General features: G+C 65.3%; 20 protein-coding genes. All 20 read right to left on the bottom strand.

Annotation, left to right across the window (positions count from 1 at the left end):
• Positions 1 to 2: 2 nt before the first annotated feature.
• The gene (locus DFI_RS18985) at positions 3 to 4,556 is read right to left on the bottom strand and encodes a hypothetical protein (protein WP_027462730.1); all 4,554 of its coding nucleotides are present in this window, start codon (positions 4,554 to 4,556) and stop codon (positions 3 to 5) included.
• Between the two features lie 28 nt (positions 4,557 to 4,584).
• A complete protein-coding gene (locus DFI_RS18980; protein ID WP_027462729.1) occupies positions 4,585 to 5,574 on the bottom strand; it encodes a hypothetical protein in 990 nt (329 codons plus the stop codon).
• Positions 5,575 to 5,585: 11 nt separating this feature from the next.
• Positions 5,586 to 8,120: a VirB4 family type IV secretion system protein gene (locus DFI_RS18975; protein ID WP_027462728.1), complete on the bottom strand. Its 2,535-nt coding sequence runs from the start codon at positions 8,118 to 8,120 to the stop codon at positions 5,586 to 5,588.
• Between the two features lie 394 nt (positions 8,121 to 8,514).
• Entirely contained in the window at positions 8,515 to 9,960 is a 1,446-nt protein-coding gene (locus tag DFI_RS18970; RefSeq protein WP_027462727.1) for a hypothetical protein, read from the bottom strand.
• 83 nt (positions 9,961 to 10,043) lie between these two features.
• The gene (locus DFI_RS18965) at positions 10,044 to 11,255 is read right to left on the bottom strand and encodes a hypothetical protein (RefSeq protein WP_027462726.1); all 1,212 of its coding nucleotides are present in this window, start codon (positions 11,253 to 11,255) and stop codon (positions 10,044 to 10,046) included.
• 87 nt (positions 11,256 to 11,342) lie between these two features.
• Complete coding sequence (locus DFI_RS18960; RefSeq protein ID WP_027462725.1) at positions 11,343 to 11,846, bottom strand: hypothetical protein; 504 nt, start codon at positions 11,844 to 11,846, stop codon at positions 11,343 to 11,345.
• 80 nt (positions 11,847 to 11,926) lie between these two features.
• Positions 11,927 to 12,295 (bottom strand): hypothetical protein, encoded by a 369-nt coding sequence (locus tag DFI_RS18955; RefSeq protein WP_027462724.1) that lies wholly within the window; start codon positions 12,293 to 12,295, stop codon positions 11,927 to 11,929.
• Between the two features lie 73 nt (positions 12,296 to 12,368).
• The gene (locus DFI_RS18950; protein ID WP_027462723.1) at positions 12,369 to 12,749 is read right to left on the bottom strand and encodes a hypothetical protein; all 381 of its coding nucleotides are present in this window, start codon (positions 12,747 to 12,749) and stop codon (positions 12,369 to 12,371) included.
• An 83-nt stretch (positions 12,750 to 12,832) separates the two neighbouring features.
• On the bottom strand, positions 12,833 to 13,297 hold the full coding sequence (locus DFI_RS18945; protein ID WP_155864531.1) for a hypothetical protein: 465 nt from the start codon (positions 13,295 to 13,297) through the stop codon (positions 12,833 to 12,835).
• A gap of 274 nt (positions 13,298 to 13,571) precedes the next feature.
• Entirely contained in the window at positions 13,572 to 14,189 is a 618-nt protein-coding gene (locus tag DFI_RS18940; RefSeq protein WP_027462721.1) for a hypothetical protein, read from the bottom strand.
• A gap of 69 nt (positions 14,190 to 14,258) precedes the next feature.
• A complete protein-coding gene (locus DFI_RS18935) occupies positions 14,259 to 14,792 on the bottom strand; it encodes a hypothetical protein (RefSeq protein ID WP_027462720.1) in 534 nt (177 codons plus the stop codon).
• 81 nt (positions 14,793 to 14,873) lie between these two features.
• The gene (locus tag DFI_RS18930; protein WP_027462719.1) at positions 14,874 to 15,422 is read right to left on the bottom strand and encodes a hypothetical protein; all 549 of its coding nucleotides are present in this window, start codon (positions 15,420 to 15,422) and stop codon (positions 14,874 to 14,876) included.
• Positions 15,423 to 15,505: 83 nt separating this feature from the next.
• Positions 15,506 to 16,165 (bottom strand): hypothetical protein, encoded by a 660-nt coding sequence (locus DFI_RS18925; RefSeq protein ID WP_027462718.1) that lies wholly within the window; start codon positions 16,163 to 16,165, stop codon positions 15,506 to 15,508.
• Positions 16,166 to 16,240: 75 nt separating this feature from the next.
• Positions 16,241 to 16,504 (bottom strand): hypothetical protein, encoded by a 264-nt coding sequence (locus DFI_RS18920; protein WP_027462717.1) that lies wholly within the window; start codon positions 16,502 to 16,504, stop codon positions 16,241 to 16,243.
• A gap of 62 nt (positions 16,505 to 16,566) precedes the next feature.
• A complete protein-coding gene (locus DFI_RS18915) occupies positions 16,567 to 17,790 on the bottom strand; it encodes an NADAR family protein (RefSeq protein ID WP_051307701.1) in 1,224 nt (407 codons plus the stop codon).
• Between the two features lie 700 nt (positions 17,791 to 18,490).
• Positions 18,491 to 18,712 carry a hypothetical protein gene (locus tag DFI_RS18910; RefSeq protein ID WP_027462715.1) on the bottom strand — a complete coding sequence of 74 codons (222 nt, stop codon included), beginning with the start codon at positions 18,710 to 18,712 and terminating at the stop codon, positions 18,491 to 18,493.
• A 139-nt stretch (positions 18,713 to 18,851) separates the two neighbouring features.
• A complete protein-coding gene (locus tag DFI_RS20435) occupies positions 18,852 to 19,070 on the bottom strand; it encodes a hypothetical protein (protein WP_155864530.1) in 219 nt (72 codons plus the stop codon).
• Between the two features lie 148 nt (positions 19,071 to 19,218).
• Positions 19,219 to 19,404: a hypothetical protein gene (locus DFI_RS18905; protein ID WP_027462714.1), complete on the bottom strand. Its 186-nt coding sequence runs from the start codon at positions 19,402 to 19,404 to the stop codon at positions 19,219 to 19,221.
• A gap of 101 nt (positions 19,405 to 19,505) precedes the next feature.
• Positions 19,506 to 19,697: a hypothetical protein gene (locus tag DFI_RS18900; RefSeq protein WP_027462713.1), complete on the bottom strand. Its 192-nt coding sequence runs from the start codon at positions 19,695 to 19,697 to the stop codon at positions 19,506 to 19,508.
• A 113-nt stretch (positions 19,698 to 19,810) separates the two neighbouring features.
• Positions 19,811 to 20,230, bottom strand: coding sequence for a hypothetical protein (locus tag DFI_RS18895; RefSeq protein WP_027462712.1), 420 nt, complete (start codon positions 20,228 to 20,230; stop codon positions 19,811 to 19,813).
• Between the last annotated feature and the right edge of the window lie 109 nt (positions 20,231 to 20,339).

The following is a 20,339-nucleotide window of genomic DNA, read 5'->3' as shown; positions in this document are numbered from 1 at the left end:
GTTTAGCGGGTCCGGTCGTTCCGGTCCGCTTTGCGGGGACGGTCGGTGTCGACCTCTGCGGCTGAGGGGCTGGGGGTGTCCTCGGTGTAGTTGAGGCCAGCCTGGAGGTTCGAGACGTCGAGGTGGTGCGGTTGCGCCTCAACTTCCTGGTGCATGACCTGTGGGGTGGGCGAGGCGGCGGAGCGGCTCGGGACGGCAACGGGGACCGGGTCCGCTTCGGGGGTGAAGCTGGGCACCGGAGTGCGCTCTTCGCGTTCCTCGGGTGCGGCCACGGCTTCCGCAGTCGGGACCGACTGGGCGACGTCCGGGGTGGCCTCGTGGCGCTGGTCGCCCGCAGCGGCGCTGGCCCGGTTTGCCTGGTACTCCTGGTGCGCCAGGGCCTTTTCCTCTTCCAGGATGCGGTGAACGCTGTCCCGGTCCAGGTTGGGCTGGGGCAGGTCGGGGTTGTTCGCCGCGGCCTGCGCGTGCTGTTGGGCGAGTTCCGCGGTCCGCTGCTCGATCCGCGCCTCGTTCATGCTCTGGTGGCTGGGGAGCGTGCCGGTAAAGGCCATGTGGTCACGCACCTGCGCCGGAGTGACTGGCTGGGGAGCGTACACCTCGCCCTTTTCGGCAGCCCGGATGGCCCGGCGGTTCTCAGAGGTGTTGTGGGCGTGGGTGACGGCCAGCACGGCCTCCTGATCCGCCTGAAGCTGGCTGGGGAGGCCGCCGCCTCGCCGGAGCTGCTGGTAGTCCGCGCCGAACCGTGCCGCTTCAGCCTGGTCGCGGTTGGGACGGGTTGCGGCGCCCTGGGACGCGGCGTTGCGGCGCTGCTGGGTGTCGCGCACGGCCATGCCGATGATCCGGGTGGCTGTGAGGGGCTTGCCGGCGTCGCGCTGCTGCTGCGCCTTGGCTCGGGACGCCTGCAGGGCGGCGGTGTACCTGCCGACGTGGGGCTTCGGAGCGGGGGGCCGCTCCCCGCGCACCGCGGCTTCACCGGCCTTGTTGAGGCGCAGCGGACCGGCCTGCTTGGCGCTCGGAGAAGGAGCGCGTCCGCCTTTGTTCGAGCGGGCACGTTCAGCGCGCGGCGAACGGGCGCTCTGCGCTGGGGGCGTGGCCGGCCGGGTGGCGGTGACCCGCTCGGCACGCTGGCCCTGAGCCGAGTCGGCCACAACCCGCTGACCGCTCTGGGCGGTGACCGGCACGGCCTGGCTGGAGGGCACGGGCATGACGGGGACGCGCTTGTCCTGGTCAGCGCTCTCGCTGCTGATGGACGCGGCGGGGGCCTGCGCAGGGACGGAGCGGTCCGGGTGGCCGACCTGAGCGTCCGCAGGGTGGGGGGTCTGGTCGGACCCGAGCGGTGCGCCGCGGTCATCCGGCCCGTTCTGGGGGTCTTGATCGGCAGTGACCGGGCCGGTTGCGCCCGGGGTGGATGTGGCTTGCTTGGCGTCGTCCGGCGCTACGGCACCGTCGTCACTCTGGGCGCGTTCCTCAGCGGCAGGGTCCGCCTGTTCGCTCCGCTGCTCACTGGCGTGGTCCTGATCAGCTGCTTCCGATGGTGCGGAGGACGTCTGGGGCGTGTGGAGGTGCACCAGGTGGTCGTCCTCGTCGGCGGGCTGAGCGCCTGCACCGGCACGGTATTCCTGCGCGGAGAGCTGGCCCTGTCCAGCGAGGTGCGCGTGCGCCTCCTCACGGGTCATGGAGGTGCGCTCGCCGACGTCCAGCTGAGCCTGCGCCGCTTTGTGATCGGCCATGACCTGATCGATTCGGGCCTTGTCAGCGCTGATCTGACTGGGCAGTTGTCCGGTGCTGGCAAGGTGGTGGCGGGCTTGTTCGGGCGTGATGAGGTTGGGGGTGTGGCTGGGGTCCTTGGCGGCCTGGGCCAGCTCCGCGCGGTTGTGGGCAATCGCGGCGGCCCGGACGCTGGCAGCGTCGGCCTGCCGCTGACTCGGCAGCGCACCTTCCCGGCGCATGGCGGCTTTCTCTGCCGCCAGGGCTGCTGGTGTGATGGCTGCGCCGCGCGCGGCGAGGCGCTGACCGGCCGCTGCCGTGTCCCGCACGCCCTGAGTGCCGTGCTTCAGGCCCTGGGTGACGATTCCACCGGCGAGGCTCTGACTGGCGGTGAGGCCGAGTTTCTCGCGCGTGGCCAGTCCGATGATGCCGGTCGCGGTGGTGCTCATGCGTGCAGCGGCGGCCCGGTCCTGCTGGGCGCGCTGGTCTTTGAGGGCCTGGGTGTACTTCCCGGCCGCGACGCTGCCGGGGTCGCCGGCGGCCTTGAGTCCAGCCGCGTTGAGTGCGGCCGCGCCGGCAACGCCGGTCGCCGTGGCCGCCGCAGCTGCCGGAGTGGCGAGGTCGGCATTGGGCTGCTGGTCGCTGGCGCTGGCGTCCGCGGCGTCGAGCGTGACGGTCTCGCCGGTCACCTCGGTGACGCTGGCCGTGTTCTCCTGGGCGGCGGTCACCTGGCTGCCGTCACTGACGGCTTCACTCAGGGGCGCAGCGTCGCTCTCGGCGGCCTGGGCCGGGTCAGTCCCGCCTTGCTCTGCCGGAGGCGCGAGAACGTCACCGGTCACGTCGCCGGCGGCAGAGGTGGCGACGTCCTGTGCGGCGCCCGGATCGTCCACGGCGCTGGGTTCGGTGGTGTCCGGCGTGGGCGTGGTGAGGCCGATGTCCTGACCGCCGCTGCTGGCCGTGTCGAGTGCCGCCCCGGTCTGCTCGGCGGCGGCCGTGGCCGGTCCGGTCAGCCCGTCGGGGTCCGCCGCGCCGTTCTGGTGGGTGACGGTGATGGCGCTGGAGTTCTCACCGCCTGCCGCAGTGACGGTCCCGTCAGCGGCGTCCTGCCCTGCACCCTGCCCCGCGGCGCCGGCCAGCCCGACACCGGCTGCGCCGGGCAGGGCATCGCTGGTGCTGGACTGGGTGGTGGTGCCTGCGGCCTGGTTGGTGGCCTGCTCGGAGGGCGCGGGCGTCGCGTTGTTGCTGGCCGTGCTGTTGACGGCCGCTGCGCCGCCGGCACCGCCGGGCAACATCGGGGTTGGGGCAGGGGATGGCAGGGCAAACGCCCCCCCATCCCCTAACTTAGGGTTTTTGGAACCACCGTCCAGTGCGTCCGCGCCCTTGGCAGCGGCGCCAGCGCCGGCCTGGTTGAGCCCGTTGGCGAGGCTGCGCCCGCCCTGCACAGCCATTCCCGCGCCTGCCATGGTGTACCCGACCGCGCGCTGGCCGCCGGAGATCGCGCCGGCCACACCGGCCGTGGCGATGGCGCCGACGTTGTTGTGGTCGGCGCTGACCGTGCCGCCCTGGAAGATCTGGCTGAGCAGGCTGGGCACGTGACGCATCAGCGCCACGCCGATGCCGATGCACATCATCATGGTCATGATCATCACGATCATCGCCACGGTGATCCGGAAGACGGAGGCACCGAATTCCTTGGCGATGGGAGTGATCTGATCGAGGGTCTCGCACTTCAGGTTCGTCATGGCGTTGACGACCGTCTGACTGCCGACCGGTGCGGCCTTGCCGGCCGCCTGCGCCTGAGCGGCGCACGTGGCGCTCTTGGCGATGTAGTCCTTGACGACCGTACCCGCCTGCGTGTTCGCGGTGGCCATCTGGGTCTTGATGGTCTCGGTCGGCTGGGCGATGGCGAGGTTCGCAGCAACGGCCATGACGACTGGCACGATGGCGACCGTCGCGAGTGACACCAGGACTGTATTGAAGATCGTGGTCAGCGGCCTGGAGTTCCCCACTGCCCAGAACGCGACGGCCAGGGGGAAGGCGAACATGCAGATGATGATGGTCAGGCCCGAGAAGTAGATGATCCCGGCGAAGGCCATGAAAAAGCCCATCAGGAACAGGTACCCGATCTGGAAGATGAAGCTCATCTTCTTGACCTGCTCGGTCAGTTCCTTGTTGACGTCCTTGATGTCACCCATCGCCTTGTTCGCGGCCGCGTCGGTCAGGCCGGCCAGCTCGCCTTCCTTCGCGGCGGCAGCGCCCTGCTGGAAGGCCTGTTTGCCGTCGAGGTTGTACGTGATCATCGAGTTCGTGGCGAGCATGGAGTGCAGGACGAACGCGCCGGTGACGGTGGCGAGTTCCTGCGTGTTCTTGACCACGTTCGTTTTGACGCTGTCCTGGACCATGCCCGAACTGGCTTTGTAGATGGTGCGCCAGAGGTTGACCGGAATGGTGTAGATGCGGTTGGTGATGCTGCCGTTCTGCTTGGCGTCGTTGAGCAGCACCACGGCAATGGCGCTCAGGAACAGCACGCGCAGCGTTCCCGTCCAGTTGCGGCTGGTCCAGCCGTCGAAGAAGGCCTTGAAGGTGAACATGACGATGACGAGCGTGCCGAACTTCGCCATGATGTTGAACAGACCGAAGGTACTGATGGCGTAGTACGTGTTGTTCATCCAGCAGGACGCGTTCGGGATGAACGATTCGAGGTTGATGTTCAGCCAGTCCGCGGTGTTGCTGGGGGCTGGTGCGGTCGAGTTGCACTTGATCGGCGCGAGTGTCACGGCGTCCGCGGCGCCGCTGAAGACCACGAGGATCAGCAGCAGGTGCAGCAGCGTGCGGAAGTTGAGTTTCATGCGGGGCCTCCGGAAGGCTGAGCGGACGTCATTCGAACATCACGCCGGTGGGCGTCTCGTCGTCGACGTTGAAGGCCTGCTCCATGCCGCGCGAGGCGGCGAGCAGCACGGACGTCACCTGACTTTCAGCGGATTTCGCTTCGGCCTGCTTGGACTTGATGCCCTGAATGACCGCGTAGGCTTCGCCCACCCGCTCGTCGATGTTGTCTTTGACCAGCTGGTTCATCAGCTTGTTCGTGACCTGCTGCTGCATGGCGTTCTGACTCAGGGCGGTCGTGATGGCCGTGGCGTTGTACGCGCTGCTCATCAGGCTTTCGGCCTGGGCGCGCACGAGCATCTGGATGCCCTCGCGGGTGGACTGGATCCCCATGGCCTCCTGCGTCAGCTCGATGGCGTTTGCCGAGGTTTCCGTGGCGCGTTCACTGGTTTCTTCGACGGTCTTCTTGATGTCCTCGATGGCCTTGGTCGCGTCCGCCTGCGCCTGGACCTGCTCGCCCTTGTCCACTTCCTGCGTGATCGCCAGGCTGTTGAAGGCCTGCAGGCGCTGGACGGCCAGGTCAGGGGCGAGACCGAGGGTGCCCTGCATGTTCATCCGCTTCTCCGCCGCCATGTCACGCGTTTCCGACAGGAACCCGGCAAGCATGTCGTTCCCGGCATTGGCGAGCTTCTTACGGAGGTCGGCAATCTGGCTCTGGAAGTTCGCGTACTCCCCGAGCAGGCCCTTGATGTCGGTGTAGAGGTTGTACGCTTCACCGACAGGCAGGCCCGCGTCCGCCATCGCCTTGGCGAGGCTGCCGCCGAGGTCCTGAAAGTTGACCTGCCCGAACAGGTCGTTTTTCATCTTGACCATGGCCTTGAGCGAGTCGACCCAACTCTGAACCTGCGTGACGAAGTCCCACAAGCCGCCCAGGCTGCCGACGGCGCCGGGTGAGATGCTGGCGCTGGCAGGAGGGGACACGGTGGTGACCGTGGCCGTCATGGCGCAGGTGAGCAGGATGATTTTGCGCTTGTTCTTCATGCGGGTCTCCTTTAGTAGCCCTGGTTTCGTCCGGCGAGGGACTTCACAGCGGCGAGAACGTTGCCGCCGTGAAGTTCGACGGTCTTCTGACGGCGGTCCACTTCGGCAGGGTGAGAGGTGAACATCCAGTACTCGATCGGGTTGGGGAAGTACTGCACGACGTCGCCGGTCATGCCGGACTCTTTGATGGTCATCGCGAGGTACTCGCGGTACACGCCCTTCTGCCCGCCCAGGGACCGGATCAGGTCCAGGCTGGCGCTGTTCAGCCCAAGGACCTCCGCGACCGTTTCGGCCTCCTCGGCGCTCACGCGCCCGATCAGGAACTGGCTGGTGTTGTTGATCAGCCCTTTGCCCTTCTGGAAGTCCCCGATTTCCTGGGTGACGCCCACCGGCCACAGGTTGTAGGTCCGGCCGAGTTTGTAGAGGCTGGCGACGAACGCCAGCGCTTCCGGAATGCTGAACAGCACCCCGATCTCTTCGATGATCGCCACCTTGGGCTTGTCCCGGTTCTTCTTGGCCCGCTCCCAGATCTGCTTGATGATCAGCAGCAGCGCCACGCGGGTGAGGCTGGGGTCGTCCTTGATCTTCGCGATGTCGAAGTAGACGTAGGGGTTTTTGATCTCGACAGTGCTTTCCCCGTCGAGGAAGCTGCCCATGGCCGTGTCGCCGACGTAGGTCTGGAGGGACAGGGTGAGGCGGTTGATGATGCTCTGGGCTTCGGTGTTGCCCTTGAGGCTGACCGTGCCCACGGCGTTCAGCTCCCTGATGGCCGTGACCAGCGTGGACAGCGTCACCACGCTGTGCTTGACGTCGCCAGCGGCGTTGATGGTGTAGGACGTGGCGTAGGCCTGCTCGATGGCTGCGGTGATGATGGCCTTGTCCTGCGGGGGCAGCTCACCGCTGCCGAGCAGGGCCGTGATGAAGCCCATCAGGAAGATCTTGTGCTGCTCGTCGGGCACGTACTCGCCCGGGGGCAGCTCGAAGGCGTTGAGGCGCACGACCTTGCCGTCGACTTTCTCGCCGGGCGCGAACGGAATGAACTGCCCTTCGAGGCTGGAGATAAAGGACTCGTAGTCGCGCTTCTGGTCCACGATCACCAGGTCAGCGCCGACAGCGGCCATCTGCGCGGCCCAGCTCTGCGTGACGAAGGTCTTGCCGGACCCGGCAGAGCCGACGATCAGCATGCCCTGGTTCAGGGTGCCGTCACTGGGGTTGATGCCCGTCACGCTGCCCCAGCGGCTGCGGAACAGGGCGATCGGCTTGTTGCTGCCCGCCCAGGGGCCGACCAGCGGAATGAAGTGGATGACGTTGCTGCTGAACGCCTTGAACATGAACTCGTTCGTCTGCGCGTTCAGGGGTGCGAGGCGGTCAAAGTACTGCGGGATGTTCTGGAAGGTCCCGTAGGCGGCTTTCGCACCGCCCATCATGCTCATCTCGGTGCGGGCGATCTCTTTCATGTGCTCAAGCTCGCTCTTGTCCCGGGCGATCAGCACCATGCTGATGCCGAACCGGAAGACGCGTTCCTCCCCGGCGGTCATGCGCTGGAGGATGTTCGACAGACCGCCGACCACCGCGACGTTGCCCAGGTCAGGCGTGCCCATGCTGGCGTCCTGCGTGGCGAGGATCGCCCCGCGCGCAGCGTCGTTGAGCTTCTTGCGCTCGTCGCTCTGCTTCAGGTGCTCAAGGTCGAGGATGTAGTAGACGTGGTGGCCGGACAGGCGCATCAGCATGCGCTCGCTCATGCCGGGGTAGGTGGTCTCGCCGACGCCAAGCATGTTGATGGTCTGCACCAGGCGGTCCCCGACGACCAGCGCGTCAATGCGGGTGGAGTCCACCTCGCTGTTGGTGACCTGCTCCCGCATCGAATCGGAGTAGAGGGTGAGGTCCTTTCGGATCTCGTCACGGGAGGCGTTCAGGCCTTTGAAGATCGACTTGAACAGCGGTTCACGGCTGGCGGCCAGGCCGGGGTTGAACCACCGGTAGATCAGCCCGAATGCCTCCTGCCCGGTCAGCGAGCGGGCTTCGAACCCAGCCGCGTCCATCATGTTGACCATCTGCGTGCGGATCGAGATGGCCCGTTTGACCAGGGGGTCAAGTTCAGTGGACATGAACGGCACGGGGCGGCCGATCTTCTTCTGGCGGTTGTCCAGCCGGACCGTGAAGAAGTAGCGCCAGGAGGACAGCATGCCTTCGACACGCCGCTTTTCCATGATGCGGTTGTTTTCGTCTTTCAGGAACTTCAGCAGTTCGTTGTCGACGTTCTGGCCTTCGCTGGCTTTGACCAGCTGGTTCTCGTTCAGGGGGGCCGATTCGATGATCAGCCGGCCACGGCACTGTTCGGGAACGCACTGCACCATGATCTGATGCAGGAGGGTGGCGAGCTGCTCCCGGACGGGGTCGGTGACCTCCGCAGCGGACGGGAGACGGAACTCGATTCCGAACTCAATTCCTTTCTGGCGCGTGATGACAACGCCGTCGCGGATGCCCCAGTACTGCAGGCGATCAGTCAGGCTCTGTCTGCGGTTGCGGCGGTAATTGGATGACATGAGTTCAGTGTTCTCCGCGTATGGGTGGCGCTGCGTTCCACGGGCATGGCGAGGGGCCGGTTCAGGTCAGAGATTCATTCTCTGGCACGAATCGGCAAATCCATTTTTCTGTCGTGGCCGGTGCAGGGGCCCTCCGCGGGATCTGGCCTGCAGTGTCGGGGACGAGTGGGTGGAGTTGCCCGGGCTCGTGCCCGTGCCGTGACCCCACATGGAAAAACCCCGATACATCAACCCAGATGGGATGACGTGCCGGGGCGAAACCTGGGGAATGACTCCACGCAGGTTTCTCAGCCAGAGGCTGTCCGTTTCCGTATGGAAGGCCGGAGCTCAGTGGAAACGCGCTGAGCAGGGCACCCAATTCCTGGCGAGATAGGCCAGGTGACGTGAGGGGAAATCAATCGGCCGCTTCAGCGGGAACGTCATCGGTGAACGTCGAGACTTCCTGGAGGAAGGCTGCGAGTTCGCCGTAGGGGTGACGTGTGCTGGGCAGTCCGGACACCTCGGGAACCGGGGCGTCTTCGTCGTCTTTCTTCTGGTCGAAGGCGTACAGGCCGAACTGGTTGAGCTTGATGCTCTTCGAGTCGGCTTCGGTACGGCCTTCCTTGACCGTGTAGCACACGAACTTCGCGCGGCTGGAGGTGTAGCGCTCGATGGCACCTTGAATCACCATCTTCGCGGCGAAGGGCGTGTCAGCGTCGTTGGCGATCTGTTCCCACGCCGCGAGTTCCTGATCGACCTTCAATCCGCCGGGTTCGTTGAACACCAGGTGGGGAAGCAGGTCAGGCGCTGCGGGCAGGGTGAGTCGAGCGGCCTTGCGGTTGTGCTCCTCTCGGCGGTCGTTCTCGTCGCGGTAGACCTTCTCGACGCGGGCGTAGAACGACGCCTTGAGCGCTTCGAACTTCTCGATCCGGGCGGTGACGCTCGGGTCGGTGTCGTTGCGGGTCTCGTCCGCCAGGAAGGTGGTCATCTCACCCCGCTTCTGGAACTCGCGGTCGATCAGAACGCGGGCGGCAGAGGGGGTGTCGCTGCTGGTCATCACGGCCTGCCATTCACGCACGGTGCGGGCGGTGGGCAGTGGCAGCAGCGGCAGTGGGGTGGCGGCGGCGACTTTGGTCTGGTACCGCTCGGTGCGTTGCCGGTTCAGAGCGTCGCGCCGGGCATTTTCCTCGCCAAAGGCGCTGCGGATGGCGCGGAGGTCGTACTCGGCGACGATGGTGCGCTCCGAGTTGTAGACCTGGGTCCGGTCGGCATCTTCGCGGGACTCGTGGAACTCGACTGTACCTCGCATGTCGGAGAGGTACGTGATCGGTCCGTGCCAGCGGGTCTTGCCGTCCGCTCCTTTGACAGGAACTCCGATCACAGCCTGGATGGGCTGTTTCGTGATGCCGGCCAGGGTGGTGCGGCGGATGGCGCGGGGTTGCTTGCTGACAAGCCGTTTCTCGGAGAGTTCGTCCATGCCGATGAACCCGAGCAGCTTGAACAGGACTTCGACTTCACGAACGTCCACCAGCGCGTAGCCCAGGATCTGGGATTCGCCGTCGATGACGTCCATGCGCGGGAAGGCCTTGCTGAGCAGCTGGGCCGTGGCGTAAGCCCCGGTCAGCTCCCTGGCCATCACCTTCTTCGCGGCGTAGTCGTGCTCGGCTGCGCTCATCGCCGTGGTGACCTTCTCAAACCAGGGCGTAAAGCGAGCGTCGTTCTTGAGCAGTCCATACAGGGCCCGCTCGATCTGCCACTTGCGTTCGCTGCTGAGTTTCCGCGCGAGTCCCAGGGGACGCTTGGAGTGCAGGGCGGCGCAGAGGGCGAGGTAGATCTGGGCGAACAGGTTGGCGTGGGTCATGGGGTTCTCCTTCGAGAATGGGAGGCGGACAGCCCTGGCGTGATGCGCAGGGCTTTCCTTGGTGGGTGGACGTGGCGGGACGGTCAGGCCTGAGCCATCTTGCCCTGGTAGAACGGCAGCACTTCCTGGGTGAGCACCCGGGCAATGCCGAGGTCCATGTCCAGTTCCGCGGCCAGTTCATCAGCCATGTCGGTCATGTAGGCGTCTGCGCCGATGGTGGCGAGAATGATCTCAGCCCACTTCGGTTCAGTCGTGAGTTTCTGGGCGCGCTGGGCAGCCTCTTCCAGGAAGATCGAAACCTTGTCCTTCAGAGCGCTGAGCTGGTCCAGCGTGACACCAGCGGCAAGGAGTCGGTCGAGGAGAGGGGCAACCTCTTGCTCCTCTTCGACCTGGGTCTGGAGACCGTGGGGGTCGTGGTCCACCACAACGCGGTCGCCGTAGCGGCGCTCGTTGCCTTCTTCGTCGTTTTCGAGGAAGTCGAGCGAGTACGGGGAGCCGCGGCGAGTGGTGGCGCCCATGATCTCGATCAGCGCCTGAATCTTCTCGGCGCTGTTCAGCGGCTGAGGCAGGGGCTTGCGCTCCAGTTCAGGCTTGTCCTTTTCGGCCTGCAGCATCGCGTAGAGGATGTCGCGGGCGTCCATGTTCATGTCCAGGTCCAGGTCTTCCATCACGGCCTGGAGCTGCTTGACCTGTTCACGGACTTTGCGCCCGCCTTCACAGACGTCGTCGGCGAGGGCGGTGGTGCGCAGGTCCATGGAGGCCTTGCAGAAATCCCCGAACGAGGCCGTGTTCGCCTTTCTCGGGTCGAACCGAAGGCCGACTTTCAAAGATTCGCGCCAGAACGCGCTCATGGCCAGGTACACGTCAGCCTCGAAGCGGTCAGCGTTCACCACGGCCAGGGCGGTGGTGAGTGGGAGCAGGGCCCGGGAGAACCACTCGGCTTTCACGTCGGCCGGGAGGTCGCTCAGGGCGACTTTGCGCATGACGTTTTCACCTTCGGCACCGAAGGCGAAGCCTTCGACCCAGGCGGCCTGTTCAACTGCCTGTTTGGCGTCGGTGGGTGCCGTGGCGATCTTTTCGAGAATCGCGGGCGTCCACTGGCGGGTTTCGACGTGCTCGTTGAGCAGCACGACCGGGTCGAATTCGCGCGGCTGCGCGTTGAGGCGACGGGCCCGCTCCAGACGGTCGGCCCGGGTGAAGTCGTTCAGGACTTCGCGGGCCAGGGCCAGAAAGATCTGGACCTTGCGAACGGCGGGGGCGGTGGTCGCGGGGCGGGCAGCAGCGGCGGTGGTCATGTGGGATCCCTCCTTCAGGGACAAAGAAGGGATCAGCGACCCCTTCCGGAAAGTGGATGAGGTCGTGGGTGTACCGGGGCGCGGCATTTAGGACCGGCTCGGGACGTGATTGGTGCGCTGGCCGGCCGCGTCCTGCCTGATGCCGGGACGGCAGGTGCATGGAGCGCCTGGCGTGGCCTGACAGACAGGGCAGGAGGGAACGGACATGCTCAGCGGGAAGGTGTCGGCCGGGGGCACCCGTTTCGAGGTGGCCTCGTCCACGTGGCCGAACCCGTCGCACAGGTCGCACTTGCCGGGGAAGGGGACGCCGTTGATGAACTCGACGGTGTCACCCTCTCCCTTGCAGTACGGGCACGGGTGGCAGCGGCTGGCGAGCTCCTCGTCGGAGTCGTCCGGACACCGTTCGTCGGCAGGCCAGTCGGGCGTGATGCGCCGGCGGCGTTGCACGGCCCGGAGCACGCTGGGCGCGGTCATGGTGACCGTCAGGCCACCCAGGACCGCGAGGTCTCCGCCCAGGTTCTTGAGAACCATGGCGAGGCAGATGCTCAGGGCGACGGTGTAGGCGGTCTTCGACAGCGGGTCGTGGTGCATGGAGTCCCTCCTCAGGGATGCTGGGGAGGGGGCCTGGCGACCACTCCTCCCCGGTGTAGGGCGGGTGGACGCGGTGACGTTCAGGCTTGCGCCGTGAACGTGTCGTACCGCAGCTGGGTGGTCACGGTGTGACCTTCACAGCATGGGCAGGGCAGGATGGTGGGCACGAGGTCCACCAGTACGCCTTTGCTCACGAACCGCACGTTGGCCCTGACCTGACCAGTTCCCTGGCAGATCGGGCAGGCGATGGTGGGGGAAGTGTGTTCAGCGACGTGCGCTTCTGACGCTTCCTCCTTGTCGTTCTGAATGCAGACGAGCACGATGCCCGTTGCCATCAGGACCGCGGCGAGCACGCTGCCGCTGGTCCACATCTCCAGGAAGAAGATGAAGCCCAGGAGCGTGAGCATGACTTTGCCGAAGACAGCAGCGTACGTGATGGGGTGCTTCATAAACCCTCCTCAGGGTTGGGGAGGGGGTCACCCTCCGGAAAAGGGCGGGTGACCAGGGGGCAGATAAGGGAGGTCAGGAAAGCAGCGTTTTGACTCGCACAACCGTGGCTGTCCAGTCGGCCTGCGCCTGGCGTTCCAGGTCGGCGTCGTACTGATCGATCAGCCATTCGGTATGCGCTTCGTTGGCCAGGTCGTTCTGAAACTGCACGAGTTTCGACCGGACCTCGTCCATCTGGACGTACAGCGGCACGGACCCAGTTGGCAGACACTGAAGGTGACTGAGGTCAAGGACGTCGAAGTCCTCGGGGCAGTGCACTTCCGGGTGCGCCTCGACGATCTCCCGGGCCACATGGTTGGTGTGGGCCAGGGAGCGCAGGGGGTGGGTGAGCTGCTGGTTGAGCTTGCGGCCCAACTGGACGTCGTTCAGGATGCTGCTGGTGTGGCTGGTGTTCATGGGTTCCCTCCTCAGGGAGTGAGGAAAGGAACGTGAAGGCGCGGGCCCCACGTTCCTTTCGGTGTGGGGCCGGACGACTCAGGTCAGAAGAATCGGAAGTGCTTGTGTGGGTTCACGGGAACATGCGACAGGGCGAAAATTCCGCCGGCGAGCAGCGCGAGCGTCACGACCGGGGGGCTGAAGAGGATCTGCAGCGCCGCCCAGAGGATCAGCAGGGGAGCCACGCGCACGACGAGGACCCAGAACGCCTGTTTCACGGGTCGGTGGGCCATGAGCTTCATGGTGCCCACGAGGTAGTGGAGGCCGTAAGCGCCGACCATGATCATCAGCACGGGCCACAGCACAGGGGAGATGATCTTGTAGAGCCCGAACATCACCGGGATGCTCACCAGGACCAGGGCGGCTTTCACGCCGTTGCCGCCGTACCGTCCGAAGACGATCAGCAGCGCGAGGGCGGCAGCGATGGCCACGGACCACCATCCGAAGACGGGGGTGAGGAACATCCAGACGATCATGACGAACAGGGCGGTGCCAAGCATTTGTGCCATGTGAACCTCGCAGGTGAGTCTTCCGGGCTGTCCCGAAAGAATCACTCTCTTTCGGGAAGCCGGTTTGCACCGGAGGTGAGGCGGATTCAGAGCGTCTGCCCTGAGTGGAGAAGGTGGGGCTGAAGCCACGTCTCCGGAGGTTTTACGCTGGGGAAGTCGCCCGCGTAACGTCCTGTATCAATTCCCGACCAGAGGAACGCCGTGAGTATACCAAGGCGTGTCTGGCGCGGCAGTCGAGTGTGCCCACCTGCGTTCGTGACGCTGGTGGAGCGGCTCAGGCGTATGCGGGATCGGCAGCGACCAGCTTGCGGATCGCCTCGGCGTACTGCAGGCCTTCTTCGGCCTGGAGTTTGAGGGCGTTCTCGCGGAGCCTGGTGTCGTGCTTGGCCATCGCTTTGAGCTGGGCGTTGGACGGGATGCCGACCTGCTTGCGCTGTTCGGCGACTTCCTTCTTGTTGCGCTCAGCCAGGCTGGCCGAGGCGCGTTCGATGGGGTTGTACAGCTCGCCCAGAAGGCGCTGGACGTCTTCCGACGCGAACGCCTTGATCTGGTTGATCGCGTCATAGGTCGACTGGTTGTTCAGGTGAACCCAGTGCAGCGCTGCCAGGAGGATGGCGCGGTCGGCAATCGCCGGGTCCGGGCTTCGAAGGTCCTCGGCTTTCGCCACGGGGTACCTGAACGTGTCTGCGTGGATGTCACCCGCAGTGATCTCGAAAAGTGCCTTGAGGTCGTTCAGCCAGATGCCCGGGCGCGTTCCCTCCTGCACCAGCGACGGGATCATGCCGAAGAACAGGGCGTGATCGGCGGTGGTCAGGAAATCCTCGTCCGCCGGAGCGGGGAGGGTCAGGGCGGCTTCGGCGAGTTTCACGGCTTTGGTTTTCCAGGTCAGCATGGGTGATTCCTCCTCAGGAAGTCAGTGGTTCTGTCAGGACGCCGTGGTGTGGCAGTCCGAGGGTAACGGTTACAGCAGGTCGTCCACTTCCCGAACTGGGAAGCTGGTCGTGAAGTCAAGCTGCTCGAACAGGCCGTTGAAGCTGCTGAAGGCGTGCTCGATGGCCTGCTCTGGCGTCTGCCCGAATCCGTAGTGCGGCGCCTCACTGGTCTGTCCTTCGCTGTCCGTGGACGCGAGGTACAGCCCGAACGTACCGTCCTGGTGGACGTGCAGGTAGCCGGTCAGGGACTCGTCGAAGCCCTTGGCGTAGATGGCCGTGTTGTTCTCGCCGGCGCCGCGGTAGTGGAATCCGTCACGGGACGTGTCGGGTTCGCACAGCCGGTTGAAGGCGTCGTCGAGGGCCTGCTGGGGCGTGGCGGCTGTGGCCTGAACGGTGTGCATGTGGTACGTGTCGAGGGTGGTGGCCGTCAGCGCGTACGTGCCGCTGTGCTGCACCACGAGGGTGAGTGCGAGCGCGTCGTCCCGGCTCTCGCCGGAGTACATGGCTTCGCCTTGGGCGGTCGTGCCGATCAGTGCAAACGGGAAGCGGGTGATGTCGAGCATGTGGGTCCCTCCTCAGGGAGTGAAGAGGGGCGCCGTGGCCACCCCTCTTCGGAACGTAAGGGGCGGTTGGGTGGCTGGAGGTCAGTGGTAGGCGACCTGGGACAGGTCAAGGCTCTCGCCCAGCGTGGCGTACACCTCGGCGCCTTCCAGCCAGGCAGCAGCGTCGAGCGCGGCCTTGGCGGTCGGGTAGAGGCTGACGTCACCCAGGGGGTCGAGGTCACCGTACGCGGCCCACTGGTGGTACCAGGTGCCGGCCTTGAGCACCGCGCGGACTTCGATGGCTTCGTCGGGGGCGTCGCCCGTCGGAAGCGTGGCCCGGAAGGTCTTCTGGCCGGTGGCGTGAACGGCCGGGTTGCGGAAGCCGCGGCGGCCGGTCTTGCAGGTGGTGGTGTAGATGAAGTGCGCGACCGCGCTGTCCACCAGGCGGTGGGGCGGGAGGTGCGCGGGCAGGTGCTGACCTGACGAGGCGTTGGTCCAGTGCTGGGCGTTGGCGTCCCAGCGCAGGTCAAATTGCATCTCCAGCCCGCTGTCGAAGGTGACGTTCACGGTGATGAGGTCGTGAAGGACGTTCGCAGGGGTGGTCTTCGGGTCGAAGTCGAGGATGCGGGCGGTCAGGTTGGTGGTGGTCATGGTCTTCCTCCTCAGGAAGTGAGGGAGCGGTCACGTGACCAGCTCTCTCGGAATGGGGGCTGGTCGACGGAACGCCGGAAGATTCAGAAGTGGTGCTGGATGTGGGTGACGTCGAGTTTGACCTCGGCGCTGACCCAGGCGTCGTCGGCGAGCTGCTCGGCAGCCAGCGCGACCGCCTGGTGCGGGGTGAGGCCTTCACCCAGCGGTGTGGGTTGAGGGCCGTGGACGTGCGTCCAGCGGTTGCCGGTGCACACGACTTTCAGGTCGATGGGGGTGTGGTTCCAGTACACCGTGGCCGTGTAGGCGCGGGTGGTCTGAACGGTCATGCCCTGAAGCACGAGGCCGTCGTTGAGCCAGCGGATCCGCGCGTCGTCCACCGTGAAGCGGACGGCGAGGTTCGCGCCGATGCCTTCGAGCAGTGCCGTCCAGTGGCCGCCGGTGGTGATGAACCACTGGCCGCTGTTGTACTCGCATTGCACGGTTCGCACCGTTCCATCCGTGAAGTGCAGATGCACGTCAGCGGCGTGGAAGAGGTCCTCGCAGACGTTGCGCAGCGCACGGATGCGCCGCACTTCCCAGTTCCGGAACGTGCGCAGGTATTCCCGGACGTTCTCGCGGGCGTCTTCGAGCAGCCGGGGGTTGAGGCCCTGGAGCAGCTGGAAGTCCTCGCGGAAGCTGCGGGCGTTGCGGGCAGCGTTCTGGCGGTCGGCGGCGAGGATGGCGGTCATTTCGGTGTACAGCATGGGAATCCCTCCTCAGGGAACATGGGGAGGGAGCGTGCGGCCCCCTCCTGGTGATGGGGGTGGGCCGGGTGGTGGTCAGAGGGGCAGTGGGCCGCTGACGCTGAGAATGCCGGGCGCCCAGGACTCCGCCATGTAGGCTTCGTGGTGGACTTCCAGCGCCTGATCGCGGTACCGCGCTTCGAGCGTGTCACCCCGGACGGGATGCAGCCGCGCGAGGCCGGTGCTCGGGTCGGTGCCCCAAACGCCGTGCCACTGACCTTCATGGAAGGTGATGGCGCTGCGCAGGTGGCTGCCGTCGGAGAGGTGGATGCTGATCAGGTGAGTCACAGGTGCGGTCATGGGTCCCTCCTCAGGGATGAGTGAGAGGCGCGGCGCGCCCCTGTCGGTGAGAGGTGGCGTGCCTACTGCGCTTGTTGCTCGTTGGCGATCTCGTGGCGGAGTGCCATGAGGATCTGTCCCAGGTGGTTCTGGCCTTTGCCGCGGCTGACTCCCCAGAAGGTGTCGCCCCAGGTGTTCTCCTCGGTGATCTGGAGCGTTCCAGTGCTGAGAAGGCGGGTCCGCAGGGCGGGATCCCTGAACTTGTGCCGGGTCAGCTGCGTCATGACGTCGAGTTTGATGCTGTCCCAGTCGGGCCGCATCTTCACTGTTCGTCCGTACCGCTTGGCGTCGCCGGGATCCAGGGTAGCCAGGTGCCGGCGGTCGTCGAGGTCGAGTGTCTTGGCTGCCTGATAGGCCGCTTCCACGGTCCAGAACTCGATGCCGCTCAGTTTGACGGGCCGGGAGAGCCGCCAGAAGTTGGACAGCCACCGGTACTCGCCCTGGAAGCCCCGGATGCCGGCAGGCTCAGGGCTGAAGAGGGGGACGGGCGCTGCAGGGGGCGTCTTGGCCCGCGCAGTGGTGGTGGGGCACAGCTCGGCCAGGAAGTCGGCGTAGACCGAAGTCATGGGGAGTTTGGCAGCGCGGCAGTCACGCACGCAGTTGCCGGTGCCTCCGCTGGATCCGTCATGCAGGGCGACGACGAACAGGTCAGGCAGCACGTCCATGTGGCGGTGCAGGTGCACCGTCATGAACTTGTTGCGCCGGTCCATCGCGTCTTTCATGCCCTGCGGGTCCAGGTCGCGGGTGCTTCGTGCGCCGGGGGTGAGGATGTCGTGGACGTCGGTGACGCACACGACGCGATCCGCCCGGCGCAGCTGGGCGAGCCAGACCTCGCGCACGTGGCGGGGCCACATGCTGTCTTGCGTCTGAAATGGAATGGCGATCAGCAGGGGCAGGCCCAGCATGAGCGCCGCTTCGGCGAGGATCTGGTCCCAGCCGATGGCGCCGCCGGCGATGACGGCATCGACCTTGCGGCCGGCCAGCCAACCCGCGGCGAACACCACGGCAGCGGCCCAGCCCCGGGGGTCGTACAGGCCCATCGGGTCGTACTTCTGCCACTGGGGGTTGTCCCGCAGGAACCGCGTGGTGAGCTCCGGCAGGCGGGTGGCGCTGCGCTTGGGAAACTTGTTGGGGCGGTGCCCCGTGCCCGCGATCAGGCGGGGGTGGAGGTTCAGCCAGGAGCGAACCTCGGCAGCGTCAGGTGCGTAGACGGTGACGCCGGGGATACTGACGGGAAATCGTTTCATGTCACTCCTGCCGGAGACACTGAACCCGAGCGGGCCAGCATCGTCCGAAAACGTGGCTGGCCCCGGGAAGGGGCAGGGTGGGGGGAAAGGCGGGCTGAATCGCGTCCCCGAGAGCTTCTGATCAACGAGTGGCGGTTGATCAACGTCCTGCGTGTGAGCCTTGCTGTACTGCGCTTGGCGGTCCCCGACCAGAGGAACATCCGCAGTATACCGCGCGTGGGTGGGGGAAACAGAAAAGCACCCTCACATGGAGTGAGGGTGCGTCAGCCTGCGTCCCTGGTCGGGGAGTACACCACTGCTAGGCAGAGGGTAGAACACAGGTAAGTGAAGTATAGCAGCTTCATGCTCTGCAAGGGAAGCCCCTTCCGGAATCTCGACCAGGCAAAGAACTTTCATTCAACCCCCCGAAATGGAAAAACCCGATATACAAATCATAACCCCAGAGGATTAAGCTTGTAGATCGGGCGGCGCAATAGGAATGTCTCCTTAAAATGCACCTCAGCCGTGGCTGTTTCCCACTTCTGCAGGTATGGCCTAAACAACGCGAAGTGGCGAAGTTGTCAGGCACCCAATTCCCGGTAAGGAAGCCTGGTGAGGCGACCGGGTAACGGCAAGGGAATCCAGCCCCAGAGTCGGAAGACTCAGGAATGCGGGAAATCCAGACGGTCAGAATGACAAGAATCCGCGGCGGGATCCGGGGTTACGCCTGGAGGGCGTGCAGGTGAGCGCGGAATCGGCTCTGGAGATCAGGGAACTGCTCCAGACGCTCGAGCATCACCGGGTCGTTGAAGGCCAGAGCGCCTTCCTCGCGAAGTTCGTGCTTCATGGCCGTGACGTTCTTGCCGACAGCGAAGCTGAGGGTGGCGTCAGCGGTGGTGTATTCGAGCACGAACAGCGCTTCAGTGTTGGGGATCAGGGTCATGGCATTCCTCCTCAGGAATGGCGGATGCTGGGTGCTTGAGCCACCACAACATCCAGTGAATGGATGGGGGTGACTTCAGTCCAGGATGCTCAAGCCCTGAATCGAAGGAATGTCAGTCAAGAACGGACGTCCAGAAAAATCAGGAGATCCAGATGGGCCGCGTGCCTGCAGTGGAGCTGGCGGGCGGCAGGGTCTTCGAAATCCACAGGCCTCGCATTCCTTCGGTGGAAGGAGCGCTGTCCTGGATCTCGGTGTGTTGAACAGGTCGTGCGGCCAGGGGGTCGGGAAGCTGGGCCTTGACGTAACCAAGGACCAGAGCGACGACAACCAACAGACCAGCAGCAATCTTGTTCTTCATGGGCTTCCTCCTCAGGAAGTCGCAGCGTGTCCAGGTTGCCGTAGCCAACCCGACACTGACGTGTGGGAAGACCGGGCTCTGAAGTGGACTGCGGCGTTCAGAGGGGAGCGGATTGATCAGCTTGCGCTGACCCTCGGAATCTGACGAATCAGACGCGCGAGCAAGGGGAAAGCAGCTGCTTGAGGAACAGGCAGCCGGAGGCGGTCACGCAGGTCAGTGCCAGCAGCGTGAGCCAGGCCGGGAGGGCGGCGACGTTGGAAACGACGACGACCAGGCCGATCAGGGCAGCGACGATGGCGATGACGAGCTTGATCAGTTCGTTGATGTGCAGCATGGAATCTCCTCCTCAGGAGTGAAGGTGTGACTGAGTGGCGTTGGCCATCCCAGACACGAGGTGTGGGATGGGGGTTGCCAGTCAGGACACGTCCTGGGAGTTCACTTGCTGCTGGAGCGGAAGGCGCTGATCACGTAGTCGATCAGCCGCTTGTCATTGACCGTGACGCCGAACAGGACGAGCGTGACGGCCATGCAGCTGAGAACAGCCGTCGCGTTGGTGGCAAAGACGCCAGCAACGATGACGAACGCGGCGAGGACAACGGCGAGCAGCAGTTTGGTGGTAAAGGACATGACTTCCTCCTCAGGAAGGCGGCAAGGGGTGCTGAAGCACACGCCCTCGCCAGATGGCAGGGTGGGTGTGTCTTCGGCGGCCTTGGCTTCACAAGGACGAGGAAGTGATGCGGTCAATTCTCAGCGGGAAACTTCAGCCGGATCATCAGTTCGATCGCGGCCAAGGTGCCAACGGAGCGGGGAAGTCCACTCGCCAGAAAGTAGCCGACAGCGAGCTGACGGCACTGCCGTGGCGTGTCGCTGCCCCAGGTCTGCGCGTGGAAGTGGAAGTCGATCAGGGTAATGATCGACGTATGCCGCGTCAGGCTGCTCCACGTGTCATCGGTATCCCAGGGGGTCACCGCGACAGGTCCGAGCCTCCCTTGATGGGCGGCGTCGAGGGTGACCTGAGCGACGGCGTCCTGGCGCTCGGGAACATGAGCCTGGCCGATGTATGCCTGGGCTCCTGCAAGGGTCGTGCGGAACGACACAAGGTCGTTCTCGGCCAGCAGGCTGCACAGTTGTGCCGCCAGCGGGTTGAGGTGGGTGAGCATCTCGGCTCCTCGTGGTGGTGAGGAGGACTTCCGGGATGCGCTGCACCCAGGGAGTCCTGGGTGAAGGGCGTAGGCACAGCGTGACGCGGTCGCGCACTTCGTGTGCCGG

Origin of the sequence: Deinococcus ficus, from assembly GCF_003444775.1 — a bacterium.
Taxonomy (GTDB): domain Bacteria; phylum Deinococcota; class Deinococci; order Deinococcales; family Deinococcaceae; genus Deinococcus; species Deinococcus ficus.
This window is presented reverse-complemented; position numbering and strand designations above follow the sequence as displayed.

Bases quoted from the DNA above. Each gene is read 5' to 3' on its own strand.
- DFI_RS18985 (WP_027462730.1), bottom strand. From the start codon at position 4,556: ATGAAACTCAACTTCCGCACGCTGCTGCACCTGCTGCTGATCCTCGTG.
- DFI_RS18980 (WP_027462729.1), bottom strand. From the start codon at position 5,574: ATGAAGAACAAGCGCAAAATCATCCTGCTCACCTGCGCCATGACGGCC.
- DFI_RS18975 (WP_027462728.1), bottom strand. From the start codon at position 8,120: ATGTCATCCAATTACCGCCGCAACCGCAGACAGAGCCTGACTGATCGC.
- DFI_RS18970 (WP_027462727.1), bottom strand. From the start codon at position 9,960: ATGACCCACGCCAACCTGTTCGCCCAGATCTACCTCGCCCTCTGCGCC.
- DFI_RS18965 (WP_027462726.1), bottom strand. From the start codon at position 11,255: ATGACCACCGCCGCTGCTGCCCGCCCCGCGACCACCGCCCCCGCCGTT.
- DFI_RS18960 (WP_027462725.1), bottom strand. From the start codon at position 11,846: ATGCACCACGACCCGCTGTCGAAGACCGCCTACACCGTCGCCCTGAGC.
- DFI_RS18955 (WP_027462724.1), bottom strand. From the start codon at position 12,295: ATGAAGCACCCCATCACGTACGCTGCTGTCTTCGGCAAAGTCATGCTC.
- DFI_RS18950 (WP_027462723.1), bottom strand. From the start codon at position 12,749: ATGAACACCAGCCACACCAGCAGCATCCTGAACGACGTCCAGTTGGGC.
- DFI_RS18945 (WP_155864531.1), bottom strand. From the start codon at position 13,297: ATGGCACAAATGCTTGGCACCGCCCTGTTCGTCATGATCGTCTGGATG.
- DFI_RS18940 (WP_027462721.1), bottom strand. From the start codon at position 14,189: ATGCTGACCTGGAAAACCAAAGCCGTGAAACTCGCCGAAGCCGCCCTG.
- DFI_RS18935 (WP_027462720.1), bottom strand. From the start codon at position 14,792: ATGCTCGACATCACCCGCTTCCCGTTTGCACTGATCGGCACGACCGCC.
- DFI_RS18930 (WP_027462719.1), bottom strand. From the start codon at position 15,422: ATGACCACCACCAACCTGACCGCCCGCATCCTCGACTTCGACCCGAAG.
- DFI_RS18925 (WP_027462718.1), bottom strand. From the start codon at position 16,165: ATGCTGTACACCGAAATGACCGCCATCCTCGCCGCCGACCGCCAGAAC.
- DFI_RS18920 (WP_027462717.1), bottom strand. From the start codon at position 16,504: ATGACCGCACCTGTGACTCACCTGATCAGCATCCACCTCTCCGACGGC.
- DFI_RS18915 (WP_051307701.1), bottom strand. From the start codon at position 17,790: ATGAAACGATTTCCCGTCAGTATCCCCGGCGTCACCGTCTACGCACCT.
- DFI_RS18910 (WP_027462715.1), bottom strand. From the start codon at position 18,712: ATGACCCTGATCCCCAACACTGAAGCGCTGTTCGTGCTCGAATACACC.
- DFI_RS20435 (WP_155864530.1), bottom strand. From the start codon at position 19,070: ATGAAGAACAAGATTGCTGCTGGTCTGTTGGTTGTCGTCGCTCTGGTC.
- DFI_RS18905 (WP_027462714.1), bottom strand. From the start codon at position 19,404: ATGCTGCACATCAACGAACTGATCAAGCTCGTCATCGCCATCGTCGCT.
- DFI_RS18900 (WP_027462713.1), bottom strand. From the start codon at position 19,697: ATGTCCTTTACCACCAAACTGCTGCTCGCCGTTGTCCTCGCCGCGTTC.
- DFI_RS18895 (WP_027462712.1), bottom strand. From the start codon at position 20,230: ATGCTCACCCACCTCAACCCGCTGGCGGCACAACTGTGCAGCCTGCTG.